The 18,431-nt window shown below is 71.0% G+C and carries 18 protein-coding genes; 9 read left to right on the top strand and 9 right to left on the bottom strand.

Translation table 11 applies throughout. From position 1 onward, the window contains the following. Positions 1-14 precede the first annotated feature (14 nt). The 4 genes from ABZ911_RS15535 (at position 15) to ABZ911_RS15520 (ending at position 5,809) form a co-directional block, all read left to right on the top strand. The gene (locus ABZ911_RS15535) at positions 15-674 is read left to right on the top strand and encodes a sensor domain-containing protein (RefSeq protein ID WP_358055531.1); all 660 of its coding nucleotides are present in this window, start codon (positions 15-17) and stop codon (positions 672-674) included. A gap of 195 nt (positions 675-869) precedes the next feature. Then, positions 870-1,898: a DUF559 domain-containing protein gene (locus ABZ911_RS15530; protein WP_358055529.1), complete on the top strand. Its 1,029-nt coding sequence runs from the start codon at positions 870-872 to the stop codon at positions 1,896-1,898. A 3-nt stretch (positions 1,899-1,901) separates the two neighbouring features. Next, positions 1,902-2,567: a hypothetical protein gene (locus ABZ911_RS15525; RefSeq protein ID WP_358055527.1), complete on the top strand. Its 666-nt coding sequence runs from the start codon at positions 1,902-1,904 to the stop codon at positions 2,565-2,567. Beyond that, entirely contained in the window at positions 2,549-5,809 is a 3,261-nt protein-coding gene (locus ABZ911_RS15520) for a DUF87 domain-containing protein (protein ID WP_358055525.1), read from the top strand. The genes ABZ911_RS15525 and ABZ911_RS15520 overlap by 19 nt, the downstream gene beginning before the upstream one ends. Here the strand turns inward: ABZ911_RS15520 and ABZ911_RS15515 are convergent. The 3 genes from ABZ911_RS15515 to ABZ911_RS15505 all read right to left on the bottom strand — a co-directional run bounded on the left by ABZ911_RS15515 (position 5,796) and on the right by ABZ911_RS15505 (position 7,682). Then, on the bottom strand, positions 5,796-6,191 hold the full coding sequence (locus ABZ911_RS15515) for a VOC family protein (protein WP_358055523.1): 396 nt from the start codon (positions 6,189-6,191) through the stop codon (positions 5,796-5,798). The two genes, ABZ911_RS15520 and ABZ911_RS15515, sit on opposite strands and share 14 nt — an antisense overlap. A gap of 134 nt (positions 6,192-6,325) precedes the next feature. After that, entirely contained in the window at positions 6,326-7,339 is a 1,014-nt protein-coding gene (locus tag ABZ911_RS15510; RefSeq protein WP_358055521.1) for a tyrosinase family protein, read from the bottom strand. A gap of 1 nt (position 7,340) precedes the next feature. Further along, positions 7,341-7,682, bottom strand: a complete 342-nt coding sequence (locus ABZ911_RS15505) for a hypothetical protein (RefSeq protein ID WP_358055518.1) — start codon at positions 7,680-7,682, stop codon at positions 7,341-7,343. A 417-nt stretch (positions 7,683-8,099) separates the two neighbouring features. Here ABZ911_RS15505 and ABZ911_RS15500 point away from each other — a divergent pair, with 417 nt between their 5' ends. Beyond that, positions 8,100-9,758, top strand: coding sequence for a SulP family inorganic anion transporter (locus ABZ911_RS15500; RefSeq protein ID WP_358055902.1), 1,659 nt, complete (start codon positions 8,100-8,102; stop codon positions 9,756-9,758). 15 nt (positions 9,759-9,773) lie between these two features. On the opposite strand, the gene ABZ911_RS15495 is transcribed toward ABZ911_RS15500, so the two are convergent. Further along, on the bottom strand, positions 9,774-10,304 hold the full coding sequence (locus ABZ911_RS15495; RefSeq protein ID WP_358055516.1) for an N-acetyltransferase: 531 nt from the start codon (positions 10,302-10,304) through the stop codon (positions 9,774-9,776). Between the two features lie 93 nt (positions 10,305-10,397). Here ABZ911_RS15495 and ABZ911_RS15490 point away from each other — a divergent pair, with 93 nt between their 5' ends. After that, entirely contained in the window at positions 10,398-11,471 is a 1,074-nt protein-coding gene (locus tag ABZ911_RS15490) for an epoxide hydrolase family protein (RefSeq protein ID WP_358055514.1), read from the top strand. A gap of 53 nt (positions 11,472-11,524) precedes the next feature. On the opposite strand, the gene ABZ911_RS15485 is transcribed toward ABZ911_RS15490, so the two are convergent. The 4 genes from ABZ911_RS15485 to ABZ911_RS15470 are packed head-to-tail and all read right to left on the bottom strand — an operon-like array spanning position 11,525 to position 15,058. Further along, positions 11,525-12,739 carry an ABC transporter permease gene (locus ABZ911_RS15485; RefSeq protein ID WP_358055512.1) on the bottom strand — a complete coding sequence of 405 codons (1,215 nt, stop codon included), beginning with the start codon at positions 12,737-12,739 and terminating at the stop codon, positions 11,525-11,527. Continuing rightward, the gene (locus ABZ911_RS15480; RefSeq protein ID WP_358055509.1) at positions 12,739-13,416 is read right to left on the bottom strand and encodes an ABC transporter ATP-binding protein; all 678 of its coding nucleotides are present in this window, start codon (positions 13,414-13,416) and stop codon (positions 12,739-12,741) included. The genes ABZ911_RS15485 and ABZ911_RS15480 overlap by 1 nt, the downstream gene beginning before the upstream one ends. Further along, positions 13,413-14,552, bottom strand: a complete 1,140-nt coding sequence (locus tag ABZ911_RS15475; protein ID WP_358055507.1) for a peptidoglycan-binding protein — start codon at positions 14,550-14,552, stop codon at positions 13,413-13,415. Before ABZ911_RS15475 ends, ABZ911_RS15480 begins: the two co-directional genes overlap by 4 nt. Continuing rightward, on the bottom strand, positions 14,552-15,058 hold the full coding sequence (locus tag ABZ911_RS15470) for a hypothetical protein (protein WP_358055505.1): 507 nt from the start codon (positions 15,056-15,058) through the stop codon (positions 14,552-14,554). The genes ABZ911_RS15475 and ABZ911_RS15470 overlap by 1 nt, the downstream gene beginning before the upstream one ends. A gap of 138 nt (positions 15,059-15,196) precedes the next feature. On the opposite strand from ABZ911_RS15470, the gene ABZ911_RS15465 reads away from it, so the two are divergent. After that, the gene (locus ABZ911_RS15465; RefSeq protein ID WP_358055503.1) at positions 15,197-15,853 is read left to right on the top strand and encodes a response regulator transcription factor; all 657 of its coding nucleotides are present in this window, start codon (positions 15,197-15,199) and stop codon (positions 15,851-15,853) included. A gap of 339 nt (positions 15,854-16,192) precedes the next feature. Then, positions 16,193-17,032, top strand: a complete 840-nt coding sequence (locus ABZ911_RS15460) for a HAMP domain-containing sensor histidine kinase (protein ID WP_358055501.1) — start codon at positions 16,193-16,195, stop codon at positions 17,030-17,032. A 4-nt stretch (positions 17,033-17,036) separates the two neighbouring features. On the opposite strand, the gene ABZ911_RS15455 is transcribed toward ABZ911_RS15460, so the two are convergent. Continuing rightward, positions 17,037-17,849 (bottom strand): tryptophan 2,3-dioxygenase family protein, encoded by an 813-nt coding sequence (locus ABZ911_RS15455; protein WP_358055499.1) that lies wholly within the window; start codon positions 17,847-17,849, stop codon positions 17,037-17,039. A 141-nt stretch (positions 17,850-17,990) separates the two neighbouring features. Here ABZ911_RS15455 and ABZ911_RS15450 point away from each other — a divergent pair, with 141 nt between their 5' ends. Then, complete coding sequence (locus ABZ911_RS15450; RefSeq protein WP_358055496.1) at positions 17,991-18,431, top strand: Lrp/AsnC family transcriptional regulator; 441 nt, start codon at positions 17,991-17,993, stop codon at positions 18,429-18,431.

Raw genomic sequence — 18,431 nt, 5'->3', positions numbered from 1 at the left:
GTAGCGTTTCCGGCATGACGACCTTCCCGCGCCGCATCGCCACCGACACCCGCTACGCCCTGATGGGCTTCCCCGCCAGCGTCGCCTCCTTCGCGCTGACCATCACCGGTGTCGCGGCCGGGCTGGGCAGCGCGGTCGCGTTCGTCGGCCTGCCCGTCCTGGCCGGGACCGCCGCCATGTCGAGGGGCTTCGCCGACGTCGAGCGGGCCGCCCTGCCCGGCGTCCTCGGCCACCCCGTCGCGCGCCCCCACTACAACCAGGCCCCGGCGCAGGCGTCCTGGTTCCGCCGCACGATGAACCCGCTGACCAGCGCCCAGGCCTGGCTGGACCTGCTGCACCCGATCATCGCCTTCCCGTTCGCGCTGATCGCCTTCGTCTTCAGCGTGGTCTGGTGGGCCGGCGCGATCGCCGGGCTGACCTTCCCGCTGTACGGCTGGATCCTCTTCGACATCCCCGGCATGGACGGCGGGCTGCCCTCCCTGCTCGGCCTCGGCGACAGCCTGGCGTCCTTCGTGGGCTTCAACACCGGCCTCGGCGCGCTGTTCGCGCTGACCCTCCTGCCGGTACTGCGCGGCGCCGCGCTGCTCAAGGCGAGCCTCGCCCAGTCGCTGCTCACCACCGCCGGCGAGCACACCCTGACCGTCCCCCCGCGCCGGATCCCGGCCGGGGTGTGAAGCCGCTACTCCACGAAGCGTGACCGCATTACGCGGTCACGCTTCGTGTATTTCTGTCAGGCTATTAATAGAAATATCCACGTTTACGGTCATGGTCGGCAACAGATTGGCGGCGATGATTTCATCTGCTGACAGCCGAGGCGGGTGGCCGATAGCCTCGCCAAGCTGACATATTCCGGTCTTTGAGGACGGCGAGTGGTGCGGTCGTGGGCGGGGTTACCGGTCGGCCGGGTCGTACGACTCGACGGCGCCGACGCCGACTCCATCGCGCTGGCCATCGACCCGCTGCCCGAGGACGCGCCCGCGATCGTCACCTACGTCGCCCAGGGGACGCGGTCCGCGTCGGACCTGGTCACCTCCGTGCTGGACGCGCTGGAGCGGGCGGCCGTCGCGCTGTATCCCGCATGGCTGCCCGAGGCTGAGGGGATCAGCGGGGGCGCGGGGGCGGGGGTGCCCGCCGTACGGGCGCTGGCGCTACGCCGGGCCTCGGCGAGCGACCACTTCGGACCGTTCCTCGCCGCACTCGCCACCCTCGCTCTCACCGGCGCGCGCAGGCGCGACCGGTTCGCTCCCGAGGTACGCGCCGCCGGGCTGGCCCGGGTGCTGGCCTCCGGCTTCGGACGAACCCGGACCTCACTCCTGGTACGCGTTCCGGACGGGTTACCGCCGACGGCGCAGGAGGTACTGGTCGCCGGATGCGAGTGGCTCGCCGACCGGGGGTCACTGGGCGTCTGGCTCACCGGCGCCCCACTGACCGCCGTCGACCGGGTGCCGACGATCACGATCCACCTACCGGCCGCCACTCCGAGCGGTGACGGCACTTCAGGCACCGTCGACCATCCGGGCGCAGTCGGCTATCCGGCCGTCGCCGGGAGGCCGCATCCGGGCAGTTTGAGCGAGCGGCGGCTGGAGGCGGCGCTGGAGCGGTGCGCGTGGGCGGTGGGGCGGGCCTGGAACCAGGTGTACTCGCCGCATCCGCTGGCCGCGCCGATCCGCCTGGACCTGCTGTGGCAGGAGGAGCGGTGCGTCGTGGAGATCGACGGCGACGACCACCGGGCCCGGACCAAGTTCGACGAGGACCGGCAGCGGGACGTGCAACTCCAGATCGCCGGATACGCCGTTCTGCGCTTCACCCACACCCATGTGATGACCGATACGGAAACCGTGGTCCGCCACATCGAACAGCTCCTGCGGAGCCGGCGCGGCGAACCCTCGGAAGGATGAGATATGACGGAAAAAGGGCTGTCCCTGCCTGAGTTCACCGCCCTGGTGGTTCTGGCCGTCGAGGCCGGCGAGGTGTCCAACCCCCAGCTCGGGGAGCGTTGGGGGCTGAAGATCGACGGCGCGAAACGACTTCGGCTGAACGAGCTGAAGCTGGTCGACAGCTGGAAGAAGGGCCGCTCCTTCGTCCACACGCTGACCGACTCCGGCTGGGCCCGCCTCGCTGAGGACCTTCACACTGGCACGCTTCCGGCCTTCACCGGCTCGTCCGGCGTGATGGCCCGCGCTCTGTTCACCTGGCTCCCCGCCTTCCTGTCCCGCACCGACCAGCGTCTCTCCGACCTCTTCCAACCTGGCGACAGCTCCGAGGTCCAGGCCGGTCGATCTTCTGGTGAGGCTCCGCAGGAGCACCAGGTCGAAGACCGGATTCGGAGCGCCTACGCCGAGTTGGCGGCCCGGCCAGGGGCGTGGGTGAAGCTGGCGAGACTGCGGACGTTCCTGGGCGACCTGCCGAAGGCGCAGATCGACGAGGCGCTCGTCAGGATGGAGCGGCTGGAGGACGTGAGCATCATCCCCGAGTCGAACCAGAAGGCCCTCACCCAAGAAGACCGGGAGGCCGCCGTGGTCATCGGCAACCAGGACAAGCACGTCCTGTGGATCGGCACGATATGACGGGCCTCGGCGCCCTCACGGCGCTCAGCTTCAACTACACCGAGGGCGTCGGGGACGTGTGGCGTCACTCCGCCTTCCACGTCGAGGGCCTGCACGACGCCTCCATGCGCATCCTCCTCGGCGGCCTGACCGAGGCGGGGCAGCACCACGACACGAGCCCCATCGGCGTGGTGGTCCAAGGCCAGCGCGGCGCGGGCAAGACACACCTGCTCGGCTGGCTGCGGGAGCGTACCCAGGCGGACGGCGGCTACTTCGTTCTGGTCGGCCTGCTGGACGCCAAGGGCTTCTGGGACAGCACCGTGGTGTCGATCCTCGACAGCCTTTCCCGCGAGACGGCGGACGGGGACAACCAGCTCAAGTTGTTCCTCGCCCGCCTGGCGGCCAAGGTGGACGTGCCGAGGATGGCGCGGCGCGCGATCACCGGTAGGAAGGCCGTCACCAGGGAGGAGCTCGACGCCTTCATCGGCGGGTTGCGCCGCTTCGACAACCAGGTCGGCCGGGAGAGCCAGGACACGGCGCGGGCTCTGGTCCTGCTGGCCTCGGAGGACCTGGGGATGCAGGACATCGGCGAGGCGTTCCTGTTCTCGGTGCCGGAGGAGGAGAAGGGCGAACGCGCACGGTGGGGAATCCGGCAGGTCCACCGGACGCCGCAGGAGATCGTCAGGGACATCTCACGGCTGCTCGCGCTCACCGGTCCGACCGTCATCGCCGTCGACCAGATCGACGCGCTCATCGCCCAATCCTTCGCGTCCACCGACCTGACGGTCAACGATCCGTCGGATGTGCTCATGATCGAGCAGATCGCCGGAGGACTGATGGCGCTGCGCGAAGTCACCCGCCGGACGCTGACCATCGTCTCCTGCATCCCCTCGACCTGGACGCTCATCGAGAAGGTGGCGACCGACACGGTCCAAGACCGGTTCCGGCAGGCCACCCCGCTCATGACCATCCCCGACGCCGAGACCGCACGCCGGCTGGTGGCCAGGCGGTTCGAGATCCAGTACGGCGCGGCCGGGGTCAAGCCGACTTACCCGACGTGGCCGGTCAGCCCGGTGGCCTTCGAGTCCGCCCCCGGGTTCACGCCCCGGCAGCTCCTGATCACCATCGACGAGCACATCCGGTCCTGCCTGGTGAACAGCGAGGTCAGGGAACTGGAGCGATTCACCCGAACCTCCGACGGTGGTACCGGCATCACCTCTGCCGGCGGTGCGGGCGACACGACCGGCATCCCGCCCCTCTCCGGCGCCTCCCACAGCTCCGTCCCTGCACTCCTTGGCGGTGAACTCGACGCGCTCGACGCGCGGTTCGCGAAGATGCTGGAGGCCGGGCCGCCCCTCATGATCAACCAGGAGAACGAGGATGTGCTGATGCCCGCGCTCTTGGCGGCCGGGTTGTCGGCGTGGATCGCCGAGCAAGGGGAGGAGGGGCGGGAGTTCAGCCGAGATTCGCCGCCGAGTTCCAAGCCGCCTCTGCACGCGCGGCTGCGCCGTACCCTCGACGAGGCCACTGAGGATGAGGTGCACTGGGGGTTTCGCGCGATCACCGCGAAGAATGCCATCGCGGCGTTGAACCGGATACGGAAGGCGTCGGTGGCGGCGGGGCTGGATGTGGCGGTGCCGAAGCGGCGGCTGTTCCTGTTGCGGAACGATGACTGGTCGGATGGGCCGCGTACCCAGGAGGTGATCGCGGCGTTCAAACGGGCGGGTGGCCGAGTCCTGGGCTGGAGTGATGGTGACCTCCGCGTCCTGGCGGCGCTCAGAGACCTCCTCGCCGAGAACCCACCGCACCTCACGGCCTGGCTCGCCGCCCGCAGATTCACCGACCAGGTCGGCTTCCTCAGGGAGGCCCTGTCGGCCGCCTCGGGCACCACGCCCTCGGCGCCTCCTGAGGCCGTTGCCTCCCAGGCCGATGCCGCGTCAGTGCCGGGTGTTCCCGTGGCGGGGAGCCCGGTGGCGGAGGTCGGCGCGGAGTGTGGCATGGGCGATGCGGTTGGCGGGGGGCCGAGGGTCGTGTTGGGGAGGGCGGTCGGAGGTGGGAGGCCGGTCGAGGTCGGGTTGGAGGCGTTGAGGAAGCACGCGGCGATCTTCGCAGGGTCAGGGTCGGGGAAGACCGTGCTCATTCGGCGGCTGGTGGAGGAGTGCGCGCTGCACGGGGTGTCGGCGATCGTGCTCGATCCGAACAACGACCTGGCCCGCCTCGGGGAGCCGTGGCCGGAGGTTCCGGCGGGATGGGGGGACGGGGACGCGCGGAAGGCCGAGGAGTACCTGGCTGGTACCGAGGTGGTGGTCTGGACGCCGAGGCGGGCGGGCGGGCGGCCGTTGAGCTTTCAGCCGCTGCCCGACTTCGCCAGCGTCGCCGATGATCCGGACGAGTTCGCCGAGGCCGTGGAGGCGGCGGTCGAGTCCATCGCCCCCAGGGTGAAGCTCAACGCCGCGACGCCCAAGGCACAGCGGGGCCAGGCCGTACTCAGGAAGGCGGTTGAGCATTTCGGGCGGCGGGGTGGGAGGGGGCTCCGGGGGCTGATCGGGTTGCTGGCGGATCTGCCTGACGGGGTGAGCGAGCTGGCCAGCGCTCAGCGCATCGCGGCGGATCTGGCCGAGTCGCTGACGGCGGCGATGGACAACGACCCGCTGTTCGGCGGGAGTGGCGAGCCGGTGGATCCGGGACTGCTGCTGACCCCATCGCCGGGCAAGCGGGCTCGTGTCTCGGTCATCAGCCTGGTCGGGCTGCCGGGCGACGAGCAGCGGCAGAGCTTCGTGAACCAGCTCCAGATGGCGCTGTTCGCCTGGATCAAGAAGCATCCGGCCGGAGACCGGCCGCTCGGCGGGCTGTTCGTGATGGACGAGGCGCAGACGTTCGCCCCGGCCACCGGCGTCACCACCTGCACGCGCAGCACGCTGGCGCTGGCGTCCCAGGCGCGCAAGTACGGCCTGGGCCTGGTCTTCGCCACCCAGGCCCCCAAGGGCCTGCACAATCAGATCCCCGGCAACGCCGCCACCCAGTTCTTCGGCCTGCTGAACGCCCCTGCCCAGATCAACACGGCCAAGGAGATGGCCCAGGCCAAAGGCGGCTCCGCGCCGGAGATCTCCAAGCTGAGCTCCGGCGAGTTCTACGTGGCCCTGGAGGGCACCGCCTTCGTCAGAACCCGCGTCCCCATGTGTCTCAGCCACCACCCGAAGGCCCCGCTCACCACCGAGGAGGTCATCGCACGGGCGGCTGCGACCCAGATCAGGGGAGGTTGAGCTGCCAGGAGACACCGAAGCGGTCGTTGGTCCAGCCGAAGCGCCGGCTGAAGCCGTAGGAGTTGAGCGGCATCAGCGGCTGGCCCTTCTCCGCCAGCGCCGCGTACAGGCGCTCGATCTCCTCCTCGGAGTCGCACTGCACGTACAGCGAGACCGCGGGGGTGAAGGTGAAGTCGTGCGGCATGCTGCTGTCGATGGCCAGGTACTCCTGGCCCGCGAGGGTGAAGAGGGCGAGCTGCACGCTGCCTTCCGCGCCGGGCCCTTCGGCTCCGTAGCGGGTGATCGTGCGGATCTCCGCGTCGTCGAAGAGCGAGGTGTAGAAGGTGACCGCCTCTTCGGCGGTGCCCTCGAACATCAGAAAGGTGGTGATCTTCTGCGACATGAATCGAACTCCCGTCCGGGTGATCTCACTTTCGATAGCAGACTATTTCACCTCCGTCTTATATAAGTCAAGCCTGGCATATGGGGCGTGAACGCCTGAAGGCGGCGGTTCGACGGGCACCTGGCCCGCCTGGATCAGAGGACGGCGACGTCGTACAGGTAGGTGCCGGTCACGTCGAGCACGCTGCGCGGCGTCGCCGGGGGGCCGGAGGGGTCGAACGGGCTGACCATCGGGTCGTCGATCCGGTGGCCGAGCAGGGTGGCGGGGGCGGTCATGTCGGGCAGGTACTCGCGCCCGTTCACCAGCATCCACCCCTCCCAGATCCGGTCGACGTTGGCGTGGTGCAGGAAGAAGACGGGATCGTTCGGCGACGACGCGGGCGCCATGTCGCCGCCCACCCAGCGGTGCACCTGGTTGTGCAGCCCGGGACCGGTGAAGCCTTCGAGCCGGTTGCGGAACCCCGCCGAGGTGCGGTCGTACGGGCTGAGGTCGTAGGTGGCGAGGCTCGGCTCGAAGAGGGTGTTGAAGGCGTTCAGGACATCGGCGTTGGTGGGCAGTGCCGGGGAGCCGATGGGCCCGGCCTGGCCGAACCGCCGGTTGATGCCGCGGTCCGGGACCTGCCGGAGCCTGCCGCTGCTGTCGGCGGCGATCCGTACCCGGAAGCTCTTCGAGTCGTTCGGGTCGAACCGGAACCCGCCGCCGGGGACGGGGTTCCCCTCGCCGCCGAGCGCGTCCGGGGTGTTGGCCCAGAGCGCCGAGGCGCCCGGGTTGACGGGCGCGCCGGGAAACGACGGCGTCCCGTCCTTCGCCCAGTCCCAGTACGGCAGGCCGAAGTCCGGGTCGGCGAGGACCCGCTGCAGGTGCGCCTCCAGCCAGGCGAGCATGATCCGGTGCCAGGGCAGGAAGATCGGGCCGCGGTGCGCGCCGTTGCGGGTGTGCGGGTTGCCGCCCGGCGGCACCGGGGTGCTCATGGTGATGGCGTGCCAGATGACGAACAGGTCGTAGGTCCTGACCTCGGCGGCCGGGCCGGGGATGCCGAACGCGGCCGTGGACAGGCCGGAGTTCTCGTGTTTGAGCAGGTTGACCCCGCGGATGTAGGCCTTCCTGGAGTCGGGGTCGGTCAGGACGTTGCGCCGGACGACGGCCATGTCATCCCTCCGCTCGGTGGTGGTGTCCGCCCCCGGGCGGGAACTCGTCGGGGAAGTAGGTGATCAGCGCCCTGACCAGGTCCATCACCGAGGTGAACTGGTAGTTGGGCAGGCCGTGGCTGTCGGCGGTGCCGTCGTTCGACAGGCCGATGGGGATGTGCAGCGGCCTGCCGTCGACGGTGATCTCGTACGTGGTGGTGACGACGATGTGGTGGCCCTCGAAGTGGTCTTCGCGGACGCTACGGGCCGGGCCGGGATGCGCGTGGTGTTGTCGGGGGAGGTTGGCAAGATACTCACCTAGAAAGGCCGGATCTGAGGATTCGGCCATTTTCTGTGGGTCCAAAGAAGCCTCCTTGATATGGCTTCGCCGAATTTATCAACCAACCCCCGAGGAGACCGATAACCCCAGGTCAAAGGTTGCGCGAAAAACTCATCACCGAATGTCGGGATATATCGCATGGCGGCGCAAAGAAATAGCTATGGCGGTGACTGGGTGGGTATGCGGATATTTTCCCGGTTTGGACGCCAAAAGGGTCGGGGGGCCGCGAAAATTGACCCATTCTCGAAACACCAGTGCGGTGTTAACGTCATGAAGAAATTGCGACTTTTCGCGATTGATCAACATCGGAGGTGTGGGTGGCCTGCCGCATCCTCACCGAAATGAGCGGATCTGCTGCCGAACTACGTGAGGAGTCACGTGAATCCCATTCTCGCCTCGGGCTGGGCCCGGGTCCGTTCGATCCTGCCCGACCGCGACGAGATGGCCGCCATGGGCCGCCGCCCCCGCCAGGACCTGCTGGCCGGGCTCACCGTCGCCATCGTCGCGCTGCCGCTGGCGCTCGGCTTCGGCATCTCCTCCGGCCTCGGCGCGGAGGCCGGCCTGGCCACCGCGGTGGTCGCGGGGGCGATGGCGGCGCTGTTCGGCGGCTCCAGCCTGCAGGTGTCCGGCCCCACCGGCGCCATGACCGTGGTGCTGGTCCCGATCACGGCCGCGCACGGTGCCTCAGGGGTGCTGACGGTCGGGCTGCTGGCCGGGATCCTGCTGATCGGGCTGGCGCTGGCGCGGGCGGGCAAGTACATGGCGCTCGTCCCCGCTCCGGTGGTGGAGGGCTTCACCATCGGCATCGCCTGTGTGATCGGGCTGCAGCAGATTCCCGCCGCGCTGGGGGTGCCGATACCCGAGGGCGACAAGGTCGCCGTGGTGGCCTGGCAGGCTGTACAGGACTTCTTCGTCGATCCGCAGTGGGAGGCGGTCGGGGTCACGGTCGTGGTGGCCGGGGTGATGCTGCTCGGGGTGCGCTGGCGGCCGACGCTGCCGTTCTCCCTGCTGGCCGTCATCGCCGCCACCCTCGTGGCCGAAGCGGCGGAGCTGAACGTGGCCAGGATCGGGGAGCTGCCGGCCGGGCTGCCCGCGCCGTCCCTGGCCTTCCTCGACCCGGGCACGCTCTACATCCTGATCGCTCCCGCTATCGCGGTCGCCGCGCTGGCCGCGCTGGAGTCGCTGCTGTCGGCGGCCGTCGCCGACGGCATGAGCGTCAACCATCGGCACAACCCGGATCGGGAGCTGTTCGGCCAGGGGCTGGCCAACCTCGCCGCGCCGCTGTTCGGCGGTGTTCCCGCCACCGGGGCCATCGCCCGTACCGCCGTCAACGTCCGCTCCGGGGCGTCGTCGCGGCTCGCGGCGTTCGCGCACGCGGCCATCCTGGCCGTGATCGTGTTCTCCGCCGCCGACCTGGTCGCCCAGATCCCGCTGGCGGCGCTGGCCGGTGTCCTGCTGGCCACCGCGGTGCGCATGGTCGAGGTCGGCTCGGTGATGGCCATGGTCCACTCCACCCGCGGCGACGCCGTGGTGCTCGTCCTGACCGCGATCGCCACGCTGGCCCTCGACCTGGTCCTGGCCGTCATCCTCGGGCTGATCGTGGCCGGGGCGCTGGCGCTGCGCGCGGTCTCACGCGACGCACGCCTCGACCCGATGCCGCTCTACCCGGAGCTGCCCGGCGACCACACCGAGCAGGAGCACGCGCTGCTGGCCGAGCACATCGTCGCCTACCGGCTGGACGGCCCGCTGTTCTTCGCCGCGGCGCACCGCTTCCTGCTGGAGCTGTCCGAGGTCGCCGACGTGTCCGCGATCATCCTGCGCATGTCCCGGGTCACCACCATCGACGCCACCGGCGCCCTGGTCCTGGGCGACGCCATCGAACGCCTGGAGCACCGCGGCATCACCGTCTACGTCTCCGGCATCCGCGACGGCCACCACCAGCCCCTGGAGGCGCTGGGGGTGATCGCCCGCCTCGACCGGGCCGGGCAGGTCTTCGCCACCACCCCCGACGCCATCGCCGCCGCCCGTAACCGGCTCCACCACACCGGCGTCCTCCCCGCCGACCGGACCCCGGACGAGCTGACAGGGCCAGGGCTCTGAGTCCGGGACGGAAGGTCAGACGCCGAACGGGGCCGGGTAGCGGATCGTGCCGGACGGCACCGGGAGGGCGGGGTCGAAGACCAGGACCATCATCGCCTCGTCCGGGACCTCGAAGGCCGGGCGGATGCCGTAGGCCGAGGCGGGGGTGAAGCCGAAGCGCGGATAGTACTCCGGGTGGCCGAGGACGAGGACGAGGTTCTCCCCCAGGTCCTCGGCCGCACGCAGGCCGGCCCGGATCGCGGCGGCGCCGGCGCCCCGCCGCTGGTGGCTCGGCAGCACGGCGCACGGCCCCAGCGCCAGAGCCGGGGCGTCGTCGACATGACAGCGGGTGAGCAGGGCGTATCCCGCGACGACGCCGCCCAGGTCCTCGGCCACGATGGACAGCTCGGGCAGCCAGGCCGGGTCCTTGCGCAGGGCCTCGACGAGGTCGGCTTCCAGCGGGGTGGGGAAGGCGCCGAGGTTGACCTCACGGATCGCGGCGACGTCCTGCGGGATCTCCGGGCGGGTGGTCCAGGTGTTCGGCACGATGACGTGGACCCCCTTCATGAAGTCTCGTTGCAGACGGTAGCACCCATTTTATGGAATGGATGATTCCGTTCTGCTAGAATGGGAGCTCTGGACGTCCGCGAAAGGAACCCCATGATCCGCCCCTTCCGTATCGAGATCCCCCAGGCCGACCTCGACGACCTCCAGGCCCGGCTCGCGCTGACCCGCTTCACCGACGAGATCCCGGACTCCGGCTCCGAGTACGGCGTGAGCCTCGCATGGGTCAGGGCGATGGTCGACTACTGGCGCACCGGCTACGACTGGCGCGCCTGGGAGGCCCGGATCAACGCATACCCCCAGTTCACCACCGAGATCGACGGCCAGAACATCCACTTCCTGCACATCCGCTCCACCGGCGAGGACGCGCTGCCGCTGATCCTCACGCACGGCTGGCCGGGCACGATCGTGGAGTACCTCGACGTCATCGAGGACCTGTCGAAGGACTTCCACCTGGTCATCCCCTCACTGCCCGGCTTCGGCCCCTCGGGTCCGACCAAGGAGAAGGGCTGGAACCGCCACCGGACCGCCAGGGCCTGGACCGAGCTGATGTCCCGTCTGGGCTACGACCGCTACGGCGTGGTCGGCAACGACGCGGGCGCGGTCATCTCGCCAGAACTCGGCAGGATCGCCCCCGAGCACGTCGTCGCCGTGCACGTCACCCAGATCTTCTCCTTCCCCTCCGGCGACCCGGACGAGCTCCAGGACCTGACCGAGGAGGAGCAGACCAACATGCGGCACCTGCAGTGGTTCTGGGAGAACATGGGGGCCTTCAACCAGGTCCAGTCGCAGTCGCCGCAGACCCTGGCGCACGCGATCGCCGACTCGCCCGCCGGGCTGCTCGGCTGGATGGGCCAGATCATCGGCGGCCACCTGGACCGCGACTTCACACTCACCAACATCGCGCTGCACTGGTTCTACGGCACCGCGGGCTCGTCGATCCGGTTCTACTACGAGGACGCCAAGACCGAGCACCCCACCGGGCCGACCACGGTGCCGATCGGGCTGGCGGGTTTCGCCAACGACTTCCAGTCCATCCGCCGCTTCGCCGAGCGCGACCACGCGAACATCGCCCAGTGGAACACCTACGGCGTCGGCGGCCACCACGCCGCCCACGAGACACCCGGCGTGCTGGCGGCCGACATCCGCGCCTTCTTCGACAAGGCCTGACCCCCGTCGAGGGGGCGGCCCACCCGCCGCCCCCTCCTCCGCCTCGACCGTACTCACGGCGTGGCCAGCGCCTCCGTCGGGGAGAGACGGGAGGCGCGGACGGCCGGGTAGAGGCCGGCCAGGGCGCCGATGGCGAGGGTCGCGGCGAGACCGCCGGCCGTCGCCCACCCGGGCACCACCGCGGGCCAGCCCCGGTACACCGCGTACGCCACGGTCACCCCCGCGCCCAGCACCACCCCGCCCGCCCCGCCGAGGGCGGACAGCAGCAGCGACTCCGCCAGGAACTGCGTGCGGATCTGGCCGCGGGTGGCGCCGAGCGAGCGGCGCAGGCCGATCTCCGGCCGCCGTTCCAGCACCGAGATGACCATGGTGTTGGCCACCCCGACCCCGCCGACGATCAGCGCGACCGCGCCGACGCCGAGCAGCAGCCCGGCGAACGCCTGGCTGGTGGCCTGCTTGGCGGCGAGCGCGTCGGACGGGCGGGAGACGTCGACCTCGTTGGGCGCCTCCGGGTTGGCGGTGCCGGCCAGCACCGCACGAACGGACTCCAGCCGCGCCTCCTCCGCGCGGGTGTAGAGCGTGGTCGGATGGCCGTCGAAGTCCAGCTTCGCCTCCGCGACCGGCCAGCCGACCAGGGCGGCGCTGTCCACCTCGGCGGCCAGCGGCGCCGGGTTCAGGATGCCGATCACGGTGAACCGCACCCCGCCGACGACGACCTGGGTGTCCGGCCCGGCCTTGCCCACTCCGAGGCGCTCGGCCGCGCTCGCCCCGAGCACCACGGCCGGGTAGCGCTCGGTGGCCGGGTTGAGCCAGGTGCCGCTGCGGAGGGACGCGCCGATCGTGGCCGGCAGGTCGACGCGGGCGGCGTAGGTGCTGATCCCGCCGGTCTGCGCCTGGGGAACCTCCTCGGAACGGTAGACCTTGGCGTCGGGGACGCGGCCGAGCGCGGAGACCGACTCGACCGGGCCGATGCGTTCGATCATCGCCTCGGCCTTCACCGGCATCTTGGCCTCCTCGCCCATGAGCGTCTGGCCGGAGGAGACGGTGAGCAGGTTGGTGCCCAGCGCGGACAGCGTGCGGTCGAGTTCCGCCCCCGACGAGGACGAGATGCCGACCACGCCGATCATCGCGGCGATGCCGATCGCGATGCCGAGCGCGGACAGGAACGCCCGCAGCGGGCGGGTGCGCAGGCCGACCGCGCCGACCCGCATGACGTCACGCGGACTCATCCGGGCCGGAACCGGCTTCGGCCGGTCGAGAACGGCCATCAGGTCCTCACCAGGCCCGCCGAGTCGGCGACGATCCGGCCGTCGCGCATGCGCACCTGCCGGGGCAGGCTCTCGGCGATCTCCCGGTCGTGCGTGATGATCACGATCGTGGTGCCCGCCGCGTTCAGGTCGCGCAGCAGCCCCATCACCCCTTCTCCGGAGACGGAGTCCAGCGCCCCGGTCGGCTCGTCGGCCAGCAGCAGCGGCGGGTCGCCGGCCACGGCGCGGGCGATGGCGACCCGCTGCCGCTCGCCGCCGGACAGTTCGTGCGGCTCGTGGTCGAGGCGGTGGCCGAGCCCGACCCGTGCCAGCGCGGCCTCCGCCCTGCGCCGCCGCTCGGACCGGCGCAGGCCGGTGTACAGCAGGCCGTCGGCCACGTTGTCCAGGGCCGCGATCCGGGCGGCGAGATGGAAGTGCTGGAAGACGAAGCCGATCACGCCCGCCCGCAGCGCGGACAACTGGCTGTCCGACAGCTCCGACACGTCGTGCCCGTCGATGCGCACCCGGCCGGAGGAGGGGCGGTCGAGCGTGCCGACGACGTTGAGCATCGTGGACTTGCCCGAGCCCGACGGCCCGACGATGGCGACCAGCTCGCCCCGCTCGATCTCCAGGGACACTTCGGCCAGCGCCGTGACCCCACCCGGGTAGACCCGGGTCACACCGGACAGCGAGATCATGCCGGGGTCCCGACGCTGGTGCCCTCGGCGAGGCCGTACCCGGAGATCTCCACCCGGCCGCCGGCGAACAGGCCGGTCTCCACCGCGACGTACCGGGAGGCGTTCCCTTCGACGACCTCGACGCCGAATCCGCCCTCCCGCAGCGCCACCAGCGCCGCGACCGGCACGGTCAGCACGTCCTTCCGCCTGGAGGCGGTGAAGGTGACGTCCACCGCGGCCTGGTCGAGACCGGCGGCGGCCTTCTGCCTGCCGAGCGAGACGAGCGCCTCCAGCTTGGTCTCCGGGCTCGCGTTCTGGCCCTCCCCCGGCTCGATGACGGTCGCGACCTCGGTGACCTTGCCGGACACGCTTGTGCCGTCCGGCAGGGTGACCGACACCTTGGCACCCCGCTTGGCCATCCGCTGGTCGTCGGCCGCCAGCCGTACGGTGACCACCTTGGTGGTGCCCGTGTAGCCGAGGACCTTCTGGCCCGGGGCGGTGGGCTGGCCGGACTCGGCCGTCAGGCTGTCCACCCGGACCCTGCCCGGGGCGAACACGACCCGGCCGAGCTCGACGACGCCGGTCTCCGGCAGCCCTCGGTCGTCCTGCCAGCGGAGGACCGCGTCGGCCGTGGCCTCGGTGTACTCGTCGTCCAGGGTGAAGCCGGTGTAGCCCAGGGCGCGCAGGTTGCGCTCCAGGTTCTCGACGTCCCGGCCCGAGGTGCCGATCCGCAGGTCGCGGTAGGCGGGGGTGGAGCCGTACATCAGCACCACCGGATCGTTGTCGACCTTGTACAGCGCTCTGCCGCGGGTGATCTGGGCGCCGCTGTCGGGAAGCCAGGTGACGGTGCCGGGCCGCCTGCTCACCGCGCTGGTCGCCGGCCCGTAGCCGAGCACCCCGTCGGCGTCGCGCGTCTCGCGCAGCGTCTGCCGGGTCACCTGGGTGGTGGCCGGCGGAAGCACACCGGCCGTCGCGCCGGTACGGCCGCCGCCCCCCAGCCCGCTCAGCCCGCTCAGCCCGCTCAGCCCGTCCACACCGTTCACGGCCGCGACGAGCGCGCCCACGGCGACGGCTGCGACGACCAGGCCCGCGATCTTCCTGCCGCGGCCTCGGTGAGGCCGCGAGCCCGCTGGAGCCACCTCCATGTCCAAGCCCATCAGGAGCCCCCCTGGCCCGCCTCTGGCATGAACTCCTTGGTGCACTTCGCCTGCGCGTCCTTGAAGTCGGGGTCCTCGCCGACCTCCGGCTTGATGCGGACCAGGCCGCCGTCGGGGTCCGGGTACTCGGGCACGCCGTTCTCCCGCATGCACTGCGCGACCTTGCGCATGCCTTCGAGCTGCTTGCTGCCCGGCTTCGGCCCCGTTCCGCCCTGCGGCGCGTACTCCTTGCAGGCCTGCTGGGCCTTGTTCATCGCCTCCTCGCTGATGCCCTTGTCGAGTTTGAGCGTGACCGGCTTGCCGGGCTCGGGGTCCGGCATGTCGATGCCGTTCTCCCGCATGCACTGGGCGAACTTGAGCCCGCGCTGCGGGTCCACGCTGGGCGAGGCCGTGGCGGCCGCCTTGCCGCCGCCGTCCGCGGAGGCCACGTCGGTGCCGCCGCCGTCACCGCCGCCGCATCCGGCCAGGGCCAGGGCGAGTACCGCCAGTACGCCGATTCGTCGCATGGGTCCTTCTCCTCCTCGTGGGTGCCTTCGGAGGAGATGACATTGGGTCGGGCGTTTCCGCGGCGTTTCCGTCGGCGCTAACGCCGAGCAAACACCCGGCACGCCAGCATCGGCCCGTACCCGACGAAGGGGGACGCGATGCGCGTGCTGGTGGTGGAGGACGAGCGCATGCTGGCCGACGCGATAGCCGAGTGGCTGCGCGAGGAGACGCACGCGGTCGACACCGCGCACGACGGGGAGGCGGCGCTGGAGCGGATCGCGGTCAACGACTACGACGTGGTCGTCCTCGACCGGGACCTGCCGCTCGTGCACGGCGACGACGTCTGCCGGGAGCTGGTCGCGTCGGAGTCGACGGCCCGGGTGCTGATGCTCACCGCCGCCGTGGAGATCGGCGACCGGGTGACCGGGCTGTCCCTGGGCGCCGACGACTACCTGGCCAAGCCGTTCGCCTTCGCGGAGTTGGCCGCCCGGGTCCACGCGCTGGGGCGGCGCTCGCGTCCGGCCGCGCCGCCGGTGCTGCGCCGGGCCGGGATCACCCTCGACCCGGCCCGCCGGGAGGTGTTCAGGGACGGGCGGTACGTGCCGCTGTCGAAGAAGGAGTTCGCGGTGCTGGCCGAGCTGCTGCGCGCCGACGGCGCGGTGGTCTCCGCCGAGCGACTGCTGGAGAAGGCGTGGGATGAGCACGCCGACCCGTTCACCGGCGTGGTCCGCCTCACCATACTCAAACTGCGCCGCAAGCTCGGCGACCCGCCGATCGTGGTGACGCTGCCGGGCATCGGATACCAGATCCCGTGAACCGCCGCCCCAGCCTGCGCGCCCGGCTCACCCTCATGTACGGCACGCTGTTCCTGGTCGCCGGCCTGGCCCTGCTCGGCGTCACCTACCTGCTGTTCAACCAGCAACTCAACCAGACCTTCACCGACCGGTACGAGGGAGGCGGCGGTCCGCGCAAGCAGTTGGCCTTCATCCACAACGGCGTCATGCTCTCCGGCGAGGCGGCGGTGGAGTGGCTGCGGATGCAGGAGGAGGAGCTGCGCAGCGCCGCGAGCACCTCGCTGCTCACCCAGGGGCTGATCGCGCTGGTCCTGGTCGGCGGCGCGGCGGCGGGGCTCGGCTGGGTGGTGGCGGGGGCGGGTGCTGGCCCCGCTGCAACTGGTGACCGAGACGGCGCGGCGGATCGCCGCCGCCCAGGTCGCCGAGCACGGCCTGAACGAGCGGATCGCCCTGCAGGGCCCACCGGACGAGGTGAAGGAGCTCGCCGACACCTTCGACACCATGGTCGAGCGCCTCGACCGCTCCTTCGACGGGCAGCGCAGGTTCGTCGCCAACGCCTCGCACGAGCTGCGCACGCCGCTGACGCTGAACCGGGCGCTGGTCGAGCTGGCCATGCACCGCAAGTCGGCCTCGGCGGACGTCAAGCGGCTCGGCGAGAGCCTGCTGGAGATCAACGTCAGGCACGAGCGGCTCATCTCGGGGCTGTTGCTGCTGGCCCGCGCCGAGCACGAGATCGCCGAGCGGTCGCCGGTGGACCTGGCCGACGTGGTGTCCCATGTGGTGGCGCAGACGGCCGGGGAGGCGGCGACGGCGAAGGTCACCGTGCACGAGTCGGCCGGGCCCGCACCGGCCGGCGGGGACGCGCTGCTGCTCGAACGGCTGGTGCACAACCTGGTGGAGAACGGGATCAGGCACAACACGGCGGACGGGTGGGTGCGGGTGGTGAGCCGGGCCGCGCCCGGGGAGTGGGTGGAGGTGGAGGTGAGCAACACCGGGCCCGCGGTCCCGCCGTACGACATTCCGGTGTTGTTCAAGCCGTTCCGGCGGCTTGGGGGCGAGCGGCTGGTCACGGGCAAGAGCGCGGGGCTGGGGTTGTCCATCGTGCGATCGGTGGCGCGGGCGCACGGGGGTGATGTGACGGCCAGGCCGCGTGAGGGGGGCGGCCTGGTCGTGACCGCCACGCTGCCGCGCGGCGGGTGAGGTCCTACATCGCGGTACGGGCGGCCCACATCTCGGGGAAGATCTCGCGGCGCATGCTCTGCTCCAGGAAGCGCAGCCCGCTGGAGCCGCCCGATCCCGGCTTGGCGCCCATCGACCTGCGCACGGCCAGCACGTGCCGGTAGCGCCAGTCGGAGAACTGGGTGGCCAGGTCGACCAGGGACTCGGCGAGCTCGCGCAGCCCGTCGTCGTCGCCCTGGTACACCTCCAGCCAGGCGGCCTCGACGCGCGGGTCGGGCTCGGCGCCTTCGGCGCGCACCCCGTCGGGCACGTCGAAGCCGCGCCTGGCCAGCAGTGACACCACCGAGTCGTACAGGCTGGGCGCGTGCAGGGCGGCCTCCAGTTCGGCGTAGACCTCGGGGGTGCGCCGGTAGGGCCGCAGCAGCACGGTGCTCTTGGTGCCCAGCAGGAACTCCACATGCCGGTACATCGCCGACTGGAACCCGGACGCCTCCCCCAGCGCCTCCCGGAACCGGTTGAACTGGCCGGGCGTGAGCCGGCTGAGCGAGGCCCAGGCGGCGTTCAGCGCCTCGAAGTGCCAGGCGCTGCGCCGCAGCGTGGTGGTCGCGGCGGCGGCGTCACCGGCGTCGAGCTGCCGCTGCGCCAGCCGCCACTCGGTGCACAGCAGCCCGAAGTAGAGCTCCATGACCTGGGTGGTCACCAGGAACGCGGGCTCCTCGGGGGCGTCGGTGAGCGGGCGCAGGAGGCCGTGCAGGACGGCCGTGCCGACGTACTCGTCGTACGGGGTGGCGAGCTGCCCACCCGCGACCTCGGCCTGCTCCATGGCGTGTGTAACCATTGTTCCTCCTTGGGCGATTCACCCTCATCGTCGCCTGATCTGGCCTTTCGCCGAATGAGCATCCGACGGCATTACCCCGCTTCGGGTTTACGATCCGAAGGCATTGGGCCGATCCGGCCTTGGAAATCACCGGGAGTGACGATGGACGCGATGGACTGGGCCCTGCTCGCCGAGTTGCAGGCCGACGCCCGGCTGTCCTACAGCGAGCTGTCCCGCCGGGTCCACCTGTCGGCTCCGGCGGTGGCCGAGCGGGTGCGCCGGTTGGAGGAGTCCGGGGTGATCACCGGGTACCACGCCATGGTCGACCCGACGCTGGCGGGCCGTCCCGTGCACGCGATGATCAAGATGTCCTGTTACGGCCCGCTGTGTGTGCTGCGGGATGAGTCCGTGCTGGCCTGGCCGGAGATCCTGCGGGTGGAGCGGGTGACCGGCGACACCTGCTGCCTGCTGCGGATCGCCACCACCTCGATGGCGGGGTTCGAGGCGCTGATCGACCGGCTGGCCCAGCACGGCCAGCCGTCCAGCACCATGATCCTGTCCAGCCCGGTGCCCTGGCGGGCGCTGGCGCCGGACCCGGGGTGA

The organism is Nonomuraea sp. NPDC046570 (assembly GCF_040645915.1).
Classification (GTDB): Bacteria; Actinomycetota; Actinomycetes; order Streptosporangiales; family Streptosporangiaceae; genus Nonomuraea.
The sequence above is the reverse complement of the archived record's forward strand: the minus strand, read 5'-3'. Positions and strand labels throughout refer to the sequence as shown.